The organism is Nitrobacter vulgaris (assembly GCF_002028545.1).
GTDB lineage: Bacteria > Pseudomonadota > Alphaproteobacteria > Rhizobiales > Xanthobacteraceae > Nitrobacter > Nitrobacter vulgaris.
The window spans coordinates 93,224-99,663 of the sequence record NZ_MWPQ01000001.1; the positions used below are offsets into that span (position 1 = coordinate 93,224).

At 60.6% G+C, this 6,440-nt stretch carries 6 protein-coding genes and 1 pseudogene; 2 read left to right on the forward strand and 5 right to left on the reverse strand.

Annotation, left to right across the window (positions count from 1 at the left end; genetic code table 11):
• Positions 1 to 139: 139 nt before the first annotated feature.
• Together B2M20_RS00415 and B2M20_RS00420 are read right to left on the reverse strand one after the other, a co-directional pair.
• Entirely contained in the window at positions 140 to 1,456 is a 1,317-nt protein-coding gene (locus tag B2M20_RS00415; protein ID WP_079445129.1) for an ammonium transporter, read from the reverse strand.
• A 92-nt stretch (positions 1,457 to 1,548) separates the two neighbouring features.
• Complete coding sequence (locus B2M20_RS00420) at positions 1,549 to 1,887, reverse strand: P-II family nitrogen regulator (RefSeq protein WP_079445130.1); 339 nt, start codon at positions 1,885 to 1,887, stop codon at positions 1,549 to 1,551.
• 233 nt (positions 1,888 to 2,120) lie between these two features.
• Here B2M20_RS00420 and B2M20_RS00425 point away from each other — a divergent pair, with 233 nt between their 5' ends.
• Positions 2,121 to 3,005 (forward strand): DUF4339 domain-containing protein, encoded by an 885-nt coding sequence (locus tag B2M20_RS00425; RefSeq protein WP_079445131.1) that lies wholly within the window; start codon positions 2,121 to 2,123, stop codon positions 3,003 to 3,005.
• A gap of 112 nt (positions 3,006 to 3,117) precedes the next feature.
• On the opposite strand, the gene tesB is transcribed toward B2M20_RS00425, so the two are convergent.
• Complete coding sequence (gene tesB, locus B2M20_RS00430; protein WP_079445132.1) at positions 3,118 to 3,978, reverse strand: acyl-CoA thioesterase II; 861 nt, start codon at positions 3,976 to 3,978, stop codon at positions 3,118 to 3,120.
• A gap of 169 nt (positions 3,979 to 4,147) precedes the next feature.
• Between tesB and B2M20_RS00435 the strand changes: the two genes are divergently transcribed.
• Positions 4,148 to 5,368: a ubiquinone biosynthesis hydroxylase gene (locus tag B2M20_RS00435; protein ID WP_079445133.1), complete on the forward strand. Its 1,221-nt coding sequence runs from the start codon at positions 4,148 to 4,150 to the stop codon at positions 5,366 to 5,368.
• A 235-nt stretch (positions 5,369 to 5,603) separates the two neighbouring features.
• Here the strand turns inward: B2M20_RS00435 and B2M20_RS00440 are convergent, their stop codons facing one another.
• Positions 5,604 to 6,263, reverse strand: coding sequence for a DUF3800 domain-containing protein (locus tag B2M20_RS00440; protein WP_158081475.1), 660 nt, complete (start codon positions 6,261 to 6,263; stop codon positions 5,604 to 5,606).
• A 90-nt stretch (positions 6,264 to 6,353) separates the two neighbouring features.
• Positions 6,354 to 6,440: pseudogene (locus B2M20_RS18835) on the reverse strand (IS5/IS1182 family transposase); the annotation flags it as partial.

Consider the following 6,440-nt stretch of genomic DNA (forward strand, 5'->3'; position numbering starts at 1 on the left):
TCAGGATATTTTGCTCAAGGGGAAGGCATCAGGAGTGCGTTCGAGAGGTTCGAAACACCGGTACCGATCAGAAAAGCCCCCGCTTCTGAAACCAGAACCGGGCCAAGGAAAACGCCGTCATATCGAAGTCGTCATGCGGCTATTGCAGCGCCTCGCCGTGCTGGGAAATGTCGAGACCTTCCAGCTCGTTCTCGCGGGAGACCCGTAGCGCCACGAAAGCGCCGACCAGCTTGAGGAGGCCGTAAGTCACCGCACCTGACCAGAGCAGGGTGACGGCCACGCCATAGAGCTGCAGCAGCAACTGGCGCGGATTGCCTTCGAGCAGGCCAGGCACGCCGCCGATCGACGAGGTCGCGAACACCCCGAGCAGCAGGGTCCCGGTCAGTCCGCCAATGCCGTGGACGCCGAATACGTCGAGCGAATCGTCATAGCGGAAGCGATGCTTGAGGCTGGTGCAGGCCCAATAGCAGATCAGTCCGGCAACGATTCCGATGATGATGCCTTGCAGGGGCGTGACAAAGCCGGAGGCCGGCGTGATCGTGCCGAGACCCGCAACCGCGCCCGAGATCATGCCGAGTACGGAGGGCTTGCGCCGCGTCGCCCACTCGATGGCTGCCCATGTCAGCGCGCCGGCGCAGGCGGCGAGATGCGTGGCGATAATCGCCATCACCGCGCGCGAATTCGCAGCCAGCGCGGAGCCGCCGTTGAATCCGAACCAGCCGACCCACAAAAGCCCCGTGCCCATCACAGCGAGGGACAAATCGTAGGGCGACAAATTGTCCGAACCATAGCCGTGACGGCTACCGAGGACTTTCGCCGCGACCAGCCCCCCTACGCCGGCGCTGAGATGCACCACCAGCCCGCCCGCGAAATCCTGCACGCCGGCAGCGCCGAGGAAGCCGCCGCCCCACACCCAATGCGCAAGCGGAATGTAGACAAAGATAAACCAGCCGATCGAAAACAGCAGATAGGCCGAGAAGCGCATCCGGTCGGCCACCGAGCCCGCCACCAGCGCCACGGTGATGATCGCGAAGGTCATCTGGTAAAGCATGAACAGTGCTTCGGGGATGGTCTTTGCCGCGGGATTGACGGCGTCCATGCTCATACCGGCGAGAAACATGCGGCCGGGCGATCCCAGCCACGGCCCGTCGCCTGTGAACGCCAGCGAGTAACCGAACGCCACCCACAGAATCGAAATCACCACCACCGCTGCGAGGCTTTGCGCCATCGTCGCCAGCACGTTCTTTTTGCGCACCATGCCCGAATAGAACAGCGCCAGCCCCGGGATCGTCATCATCAGCACGAAGGCCGTGGCGACGATCATCCATGCGGTATCGGCGGCGCTGACAGTTGAAGTGGCGCTGTCCGCAAAGGCCGGCGTCCCTGTCGTTACGAAAATCGTGATTGCAACGATTGTCGTCGCAGCGCCTGCTGCCCAACGCAAAAGTGCCCCCATTGTTGTTCCCCGACTTTCGGATTCTCTTATGTCACCGACGTGGTGCAGCGGTCTTCGCGCTGCTTCGCCGCGCCGGGAACACGTTCACATCGTCACAGCGCGTCGCTGTCGGTCTCGCCCGTGCGAATGCGCAGGGCGTGATCGATTGGAATCACGAAGATCTTGCCGTCGCCGATCTGGCCGGTGCGCGCGGCCGCGGTGATGACCTCCACCGCCTTGTCCGCAAGCTCCGACGACACTGCGACCTCGATCCGTAGCTTAGGCAAGAAGTTTACGACATATTCGGCGCCGCGATAGATCTCGGTATGGCCCTTCTGGCGGCCGTAGCCTTTGACCTCGGTCACGGTCATGCCATGCACCCCGATCGCGGTCAGCGCTTGGCGGACCTCGTCGAGCTTGAAAGGTTTAATAACGGCGACGACGAATTTCATGATGACGCTTCCGCTCAATGGACAATACGTTAGCTGACTCCGCACGATTGAGTCTGACATCTTTCCGTGCAACTCGCACAAAAAACTTGCAGCCTGGACGAAAAACATGCCGAGGGTTTGTCACAGTGTGGAGACCTCGGCACGGACGGGGCCGGTTTTTCGCCTGAACCAGGTTCGCGTCGTTGCGACTAAAGGGGACCACCGGCAAGAGCCGATGCGTCTTGGGGAAATTCATGCCGAACCGTCTGTGGTTTTTCGCCTCTGGAAACACCCAGCAAGGCCCGTATTCCGAAGACCGGCTGCGGGATTTCATCGTCCGCGGCACCGTGAACGCCGACACTCGCGTCTGGACCGAGGGCATGTCCGCCTGGGAAAGAGCCGGCGATATTCCGGGCCTCCTGTCCGGTGCTATGGCCGCTGCGCGCATGCCGCCGGGGCCCGCGCATGGAGGCGAGTCGCTGACCGGCAGTGACGGCCGTGCCGGCGACTCGCTGTCGGCGGATTTCAGCATCTGGGAGTTGCTCGGGCGCAGCCTGATCTTCGTCATCGGCTTCCTGCTGGTCGTTCCGGCACCCTGGGTGGCCACGAGCTTCTACCGATGGTTCATCTCTCAGGTACGGGTGCCGCAGCGGCCCGATCTCGGATTTACCGGCCAGCCGATGGATATCTGGTGGGTATTCGTGTTGAGCGCGCTGTGCACCTACTCCGGCGTGACCGGTATACCTTATATCGAGTTCATCCTGATTCCGGTGCAGGCCTGGCTGTCGTGGATGACGATTAAATGGATCGTGGCGAATATCAGCGCCAACGGACGGCCGCTTCAGCTTTCGTTCCGGGGCGACGCCATGCATTACGTCGGCTGGACTGTGCTGCTCCATCTCTCGCTCATCACCATCATCGGCGGGGCATGGGTCATCACGGCGATGACGCGCTGGATGTTCCGCAACATTGATGGCACCCGGCGCGAGATTATCTTCAATGCCAGCGGCCTTGAGGTGTTGTGGCGAACGGTGGTGGTTGCGATCGGCTGCATATTGATCATCCCGATCCCATGGGTGCTCAGCTGGATCGCGCGCTGGTACATCTCGCAGATCGAACTGTCGCCGCGGGCGGCTTAGATAATGATGATTTCGGATCGAATCGATCCAAGATCATGCACGTGATCGATTCTCACATCTTGAAAAGCGGGATGCGGGGCGGAAAACCGCACACACTTTTCCTCATCCCGCTCTAGCGCCGCTCGCGCACCGAGCCTTCCTGCACCACGGACGCGACCAGCGTGCCGTCCTGCTTGAAGATCAGGCCGCGGGCGAGACCACGGCCGTTCTGGGCATTCGGCGAATCCTGCGCATAGAGCAGCCACTCGTCAGCGCGGAACGGGCGGTGAAACCACATGGCATGATCGAGCGATGCCGCCATCATATGCTTATCGAACAGCGTGCGGCCGTAGCGCGCCATCACCGCATCCAGCAGGGCGAAATCCGACGCATAGGCCAGCGCGCACATGTGCAGCGCCGGGTCGTCAGGCAGACTCGACGCGGTGCGGATCCAGACATGGACACGACCGTCCTCGATCTTCTCGCCGAAGTAGCGGTTGAGTTCGACCGGGCGCAGTTCGATCGGCCTGTCCGATTCATAGTAACGGCGGATGAACTCGGGCACCTCCTTGAACATCGGCTGCTTGACGAATTCCTCCGGCGAGAGTTGCTCCGGCGGCGGCACGTCGGGCATCCGATCCTGATGATTGAAGGCGCCTTCCTCTTCCGCATGGAACGACACCATGAGCGAGAAGATGGCGCGGCCGTGCTGGATCGCGGTGACGCGCCGCGTCGAGTAGCTTTTGCCGTCGCGCAACCGCTCCACCTGATAGATGATCGGGATCGCGGGGTCGCCCGGCAGAATGAAATAACAATGCAGTGAATGCGGCAGGCGGCCTTCGACGGTGCGGCACGCGGCCACCATCGCCTGCGCGATCACCTGCCCGCCGAACACCCGCTGCCAGCCCGTCTTCGGGCTGTTGCCGCGGAACAGGTTTTCCTCGATCGGCTCCAGATCGAGGATCGAGATCAGATCGATCAGACTTTTGGACATCGCGGCGCCTTCACCATGAACTCATGCGTTGTCATACCGTAAATCCCGGGGGTTCGCGGCCTCTAGCCGTCCTGGAACGACGACACGGGCCGAGCGGGTGCTAAAGAAGCAACGTTTGGAAACCCGTTTCGACCGGCTATACTGCGGCAGCACAGAAGCAAGGCGTACCATGACGACACAACAGAGCATTGTCATCTGCGGCGGCGCATTCGCGGGACTGGCGCTGGCGCTGGCGCTGCGCCAGGGGCTGGGCGCCGGAGTTCCGATCGTGGTCGCCGATCCGGCGCTGGCAAACCGGCCGAGCCGCGATCCGCGCGCTACCGCGATCGTTGCCGCCTGCCGCCGCCTGTTCGAGACGCTCGGGGTCTGGAACGAGGTCGCCGGCACCGCGCAGCCGATCCTCGATATGGTGGTCACGGATTCCAAGCTCGAGGACGCCACCCGTCCGACATTTCTGACGTTTACCGGCGAGGTCGAGCCGGGCGAACCGTTCGCGCACATGGTCGAGAATCGTTATCTGATCGAGGCGCTGGCGTCTCGTGCGGAAGCGGAGGGCGTCGAGTTGCGCGCGACCGCGGTGACGGGAAACGACGTGCGGCCGGGCGGAGTCATGGTCTCGCTGGCCGACGGCTCGACGATTGACGCAAGCCTTCTGGTGGCGGCAGACGGTGCGCGTTCAAGGCTGCGCGAGCGCGCCGGAATCGCCACCCACGGCTGGGAGTACGACCAGTCCGGCATCGTCGTCACCGTCGGCCACGAACGCGACCATCAGGGCCGCGCCGAAGAACATTTTCTCCCCGCCGGGCCGTTCGCGATCCTGCCGCTGACAGGCCGACGCTCGTCGCTGGTATGGACCGAGAAGCGGGCGGATGCCGCGCGCATCGTCGCGCTTGCCGAAGAAGAATTTCATGCCGAACTGGAGCAGCGCTTCGGCCTGCACCTCGGCGAGATCAAGGCGCTCGACAAGCCGCGCGCATTCCCGCTTCACTATTTCGTCGCGCGCTCATTCATCGCCGAGCGGCTGGCGCTGGTCGGCGACGCGGCGCATGTGATTCACCCGATCGCGGGTCAGGGCCTGAACCTCGGACTGAAGGATGTCGCTGCGCTGGCGGAAACCATAGTCGACGCTGTCAGGCTCGGCATCGATCCGGGGCAGCCCGATGTGCTCGAGCGCTATCAGCGCTGGCGGCGCTTCGACACCATGGCGATGGGCTTCGCCACCAACACGCTCAATGTTTTGTTCTCGAACGAATCGGCGCTGCTGCGCAGCGTGCGCGACATCGGCCTCGGTCTGGTCGACCGAATGCCGCCTTTGAAGAACGCGTTCATCCGCCAGGCGGCGGGACTGACCGGCGAGATGCCACGGCTTCTAAAAGGCGAGGCGCTGTAGGCCTCGCGAGATCGGTGTCGAAGTTTGATTTCCGCTACAACAGCCGGATTGTGCTTGGCGTGGATCAAGCCTTAGAATAAACGAGTCATACCAATAGTTTACTAACGTATTGATTCACAACGATGAATCTGCTATAGGTTTAACCTGAGCAGGCAACGTCGGGACCACTCCGAGTCTCCAATCGCGCGAGGCAATGATCCCTTCAAAAGGATCATATTAGGAGCCGGGGGCCTGCTCACTTTTTCCTCCAACTATTCGCATTAGCTCCGTAGAAAGTGAAAAGCTCCTTCTGCGGATCGGTAAGGTTCATTTCTCCAAGCAGCGGCATTGGTTTTACGCCAAACCCGAGATACCAGCGTCTCCCATTATGATGCATGAGTGGCTTTAGAAGCTTTGCATAGGACGGATCGCACTCGACTTGAGCACCTCGGTTGAGTTCAACGGCTTGGAAAAAAGAACCCGCGATTACATCGGCCAGTTGAAGGCCTGCTCTGTCACCATGATCGTGTGCATAAATTTCATCGAAATCGATGACAGACCAAACAAGCTCCTTGTAGCCTAAAACCTGAGCGCCCCTCTCGTAGAACATCCTCCGAAGGTAATCGGTAAAATCCTTGTAGGTGAGGTCACCACGTCGGGAAAATATAATGCGAAGCTTGTCTTGGTCTTTCCGCGCTTCTGGGACATGTTGGGCGCAAAACGCCGTGACGCGTTCCAATAGCAAGCGAGTCAGAAACCAATAAATCCAGGCTTTATTGTCATCGTCTAGGCGCGGATTTTTGTATTTCTCGATGTTCTTTTTGTTGGACATCGCGACGAAACACCTCGCAGGCTTCGTCGCCAAGGCTGCACAAACGTGTGTTTTTTTGAAAGGCAGCAGCTTGTTGAAATGCAAGTCAGCCCGCCTACTGATAAACTGTTTTTGAACGTCCCGAGTCCATGTGACCATCTCGGAATCGTTTTGAATCCTTACTAGGGTCCGGACTCATAACCAGTAACTGACCAGCGCAGCGATGCAGACGGCTGCGAGGAAATTGATTGCGAGACGATCATATCTGGTGGCGATGCGGCG

What these genes read in the sequence shown, in the direction of transcription:
- B2M20_RS00425 (WP_079445131.1), top strand. Translation starts at nt 2,121, where the DNA reads ATGCCGAACCGTCTGTGGTTTTTCGCCTCTGGAAACACCCAGCAAGGC.
- B2M20_RS00435 (WP_079445133.1), top strand. Translation starts at nt 4,148, where the DNA reads ATGACGACACAACAGAGCATTGTCATCTGCGGCGGCGCATTCGCGGGA.
- B2M20_RS00420 (WP_079445130.1), bottom strand. Translation starts at nt 1,887, where the DNA reads ATGAAATTCGTCGTCGCCGTTATTAAACCTTTCAAGCTCGACGAGGTC.
- B2M20_RS00415 (WP_079445129.1), bottom strand. Translation starts at nt 1,456, where the DNA reads ATGGGGGCACTTTTGCGTTGGGCAGCAGGCGCTGCGACGACAATCGTT.
- tesB (WP_079445132.1), bottom strand. Translation starts at nt 3,978, where the DNA reads ATGTCCAAAAGTCTGATCGATCTGATCTCGATCCTCGATCTGGAGCCG.